Below are 3,588 nucleotides of genomic sequence, written 5' to 3' on the forward strand. Positions count from 1 at the left end.
GGTCAAGGGCCCGAACTCGGTGCTCTACGGTCGTGGCAGCGTCGGCGGCCTGATCAATCGCGTGCGCAAGAAGCCACTAGCTGATGCTCGCGCCGATATTGAAGTCACTGCCGGCTCGTTCGACACCTATCGCGCCGACGTCGATGTCACCGGTCCGCTCGGCACCGACAAGGCTCGCGGTCGTCTGGTCGCCGCATATGCCGATACCGGTTCGTTCGTCGATGGCCCGGAAGCGCAGCGCACGGTGGTCGCACCGAGCGTGGAACTGGACCTGACGCCGACCACCAAGCTGCTGGTGCATGGCCTGTACCAGAGCGAAGACATCATCGCCAACACAGGGTTTCCTTTGCGCACCACGGCGAGCGGCTTCAAAGCGCCGAACATCCCGCGCAGCCAGTACAACGGCGTGATCACGGCCAAGCCCTACACCTGGGAAACGCTATCGGCGAGCACGACCTTGGAACAGAAGCTTGGCGATCGCTGGCTGGCTACGCTGCGGCTGAATGCCACGCGGATCGATACGCCACTCCGGGTCGATGCCTATGCCTATGGCTTCCGCGAAGAAGGCGATGATCCGACGACCCCTGACGTCGTCGAGCGGCGCGGCGACACCACCGTACTCGGCAACGATTTCGAGATTGATCGCGAAATCTGGTCTGGTGAACTGCAGCTGTCCGGTGCCTTCGATGCCTTTGGCCGCGAAGTGAAAACCACCTTCGGCGTAGACCACAACAACAACAACTATTCGCGGCGCGGTGCCTACACAGCACCGACCACTGGCAATCTCTACGATGGCGTTTTCCAGCAGCCGGATCCCGAACGGTTCCCAGGCGCGTTCTTCGGTGGCGACCCGCGTGCCACCGGCGTCTACGCCCAGGCGCAGATCCGGCCCATCGAGCGGCTCAGCGTGCTGCTCGGCCTGCGTTATGACGAGGTTGCGCTGCGTGCTTTCAGTGGTGACGAGAGGGCCCTGCAAAAGAAATCGGTTCGCGATCTCACCGGCCGCGTCGGCCTGACCTATGACCTCAGCGAGCAGGTCTCGGTCTACACGCTGTACGCGCAGTCGTTCGAGCCGGTGCTGTTCTCGGTCAATGCTGATGGTGGCCTGCTGAAGCCGGAAACCGGCGTCGTCTACGAAGTTGGTACCAAGACCGAATGGTTCGGGGGGCGGCTTGGCATTACTTCGGCGCTATACCGGATCGAACGGATGAATGTTCCGGTCCCCATAGAGCCCAATTCTCAGATTTCGGTATCCAGCGGACTGCAGCGCTCGGATGGCGTCGAAGTGGAAGCCAACGGCCGGCCATTGCCGGGTTGGGATATCAGTCTGGCGCTGAATCGAGTCGTGTCGGAATTCAAGGATCGGAAGGATCCATTCTTCGGCCACACGCCGGGCGGCAGCGCGCGTTGGCAGGCGGGGCTGTACACGGGCTATGAACTGCAAGCCGGTCCATTGAAGGGCTTCGGTATCGGTTTGACCGGCTTCGCGATCGGCGAGCGTGGTGTCAGCACCTTTGTGCCGGGCACCATTCCCGGCTACGAGCGGCTCGATCTGAACGCGTTCTACAAGGGCTTCCGCGATGTCCAGATCGATCTGACCCTGCGCAACGTCACCAACGCCCGTTACATCGAAGGCGCGGATCGCAACAACGGCCTTGCCCAGTTCGGTTCGCCGACCGCGGTGCTGCTGAACTTGCGCTACCGTTTCGATGGCAAGCGTCGCTAAGGAGCAGCAATGGCATCGGTTTCACATCCATCGTGGTACGTCGCGTCGCGGGTGCTGGCCAGCACGCTGGGCGGCTATGCGTTCACCTGGGGCTTCATCTCGCTCGGGGCGATGCTGCTGTTCGCCGCCGGCATGAACCTGGAAGAAGCATCCAGCCTGTCGTCGATGCTCGGCTTTCTGGTGCTGTTGTGGGGCTTCTGCTGGGCATTCGTCGCGGCCAGCCTGACGCGGGTCTGGTCGGTGCTGGCCGGCGGTGGCGTGGCGATGACGGCGGCCGGCTGGTGGCTGTCGCGCGCCCTCATGCAGTGACAGGAGCCTGACGATGTTTCAGAACTTTCGCTTGTCGATGACCTGGCTGCACACCTGGTTCGGTCTGCTGCTGGGCTTCGTGCTGATGGTGGCGTTCTTCTTCGGCTCGCTGTCGGTGTTCGATCGCGAGATCGATCGCTGGGCGATTCCGGCAACCCGCATCGAAGCCAGGCCCATGCCTTCCTTCGATGCCACGCTGGCGCCGATCTTCCGCACCATCACCGATCCGGATCCCGACGAACTGGCGGCTGCGAAAACGCGGGTCAGCCAGCCTTTGCCGGACAAGCTTGCGGTGATGACCTGGAGTGCGTTCACCACCCATCGTGATCCGGTGCTGCGCATGTTCGTCGAGTTCGCGGTGCCGAACTCGCCGCTGCCGGACGATCACATTCACGGCGGTATCACCATCGACCCGCGCGATGGCAAGCAGCTGCCGGAAAATCGTCTGGCGATCGGCTCGGCGTTCTTCTATCCGATGCACTTCAGCCTGCATCTCACCTGGGCCGACATCGGCTACTGGATCGTCGGCTTCGCAGCACTGGCGATGCTGGCGGCGCTGGTGTCCGGCGTGGTCATGCACCGCAAGATCTTCCGCGAGTTCTTCACCTTCCGGCCCAACAAGAAGATTCAGCGCAGCACCCTGGATCTGCACAATCTCAGCGGCGTGGTGGCGCTGCCGTTTCATTTCCTGTGGGCGCTGTCCGGGCTGATCATCTTCGCCGGCCTGTATTTCCCGGTGCTGGGCACGATGATGCGGCCGCTGGAAGAAGCCCAGGAAAAGCTCGAGGCAACGCAGACCGGCCTTGATCTGGAGCCGTCCGGCACGCCGGGCCGGCTTGCTTCCGTCGACGGCATGGTCGCCGAGGCCAAGGCGATGTGGGTGGAGCGCGGCGTGCCGGGCGAAGTCGGCTTTCTGATCGTCCACCACGTCGGCAGCTCGAACGCCTATGTCAGCGTTTATCGCGACAACACCGATCGGGTCGGTGGCGGCCCAGGCCTGCACTTCCAGGGCTCCACCGGCAAGCTGATCCATGAAGATCCGCCGGAAGGCGCGGTGTCGGTGGTCAACAACTTCCTGGTCGGCATGCATCTGCAGCGCTTCAAGCACTGGACCCTGCGCTGGCTGATCTTCGCTGGCGGCATCCTGAGCAGCGTCTGCATCGTCACCGGCTTTGTGTTTTTCGTCGAGAAGCGCAAGCGCCAGCACGCCGAGCAACGCCGCAGCGGCGCCCGCTGGGCCGATGCGCTGGCAGTGACCACGGTGACCGGCATGGTCGTCGCCACTCTGGCGATCCTGGTTGCCAACCGCTTGTTGCCGGAGGAACTGGCGCAACGCGATCTCTGGGAAAAGAGCACGTTCTGGGCGGCCTGGGCACTCTGCCTGGTGCATGCGATCTGGCGCTCGTCCGCGGTGCTGAAGGCGCGTCCTTCGCCAGCCTGGGCCGAGCAGTGCTGGGCCATCGTGGTGCTCGCCATCGGCGCCGTGGTGCTCAATGCGGTGACCACCGGCGACCACCTGTTCAAGACTTTGTCCGAGGGCGAGCACCACGATG

Annotated in this window: 3 protein-coding genes; all 3 read left to right on the forward strand. The window is 63.4% G+C overall.

The window, feature by feature from the left end; translation table 11 throughout:
• The coding region (locus Q0D45_RS21290; protein WP_293397859.1) for a TonB-dependent siderophore receptor at positions 1 to 1,726 on the forward strand (1,726 nt) is incomplete at its 5' end.
• Between the two features lie 9 nt (positions 1,727 to 1,735).
• Positions 1,736 to 2,035 carry a hypothetical protein gene (locus tag Q0D45_RS21295; RefSeq protein ID WP_293397862.1) on the forward strand — a complete coding sequence of 100 codons (300 nt, stop codon included), beginning with the start codon at positions 1,736 to 1,738 and terminating at the stop codon, positions 2,033 to 2,035.
• A 13-nt stretch (positions 2,036 to 2,048) separates the two neighbouring features.
• Positions 2,049 to 3,588 (forward strand): PepSY domain-containing protein (locus tag Q0D45_RS21300; RefSeq protein WP_293397865.1); only part of this gene is annotated, 1,540 nt, incomplete at its 3' end.

Origin of the sequence: Nevskia sp. (assembly GCF_023266035.1) — a bacterium.
Lineage (GTDB): Bacteria > Pseudomonadota > Gammaproteobacteria > Nevskiales > Nevskiaceae > Nevskia.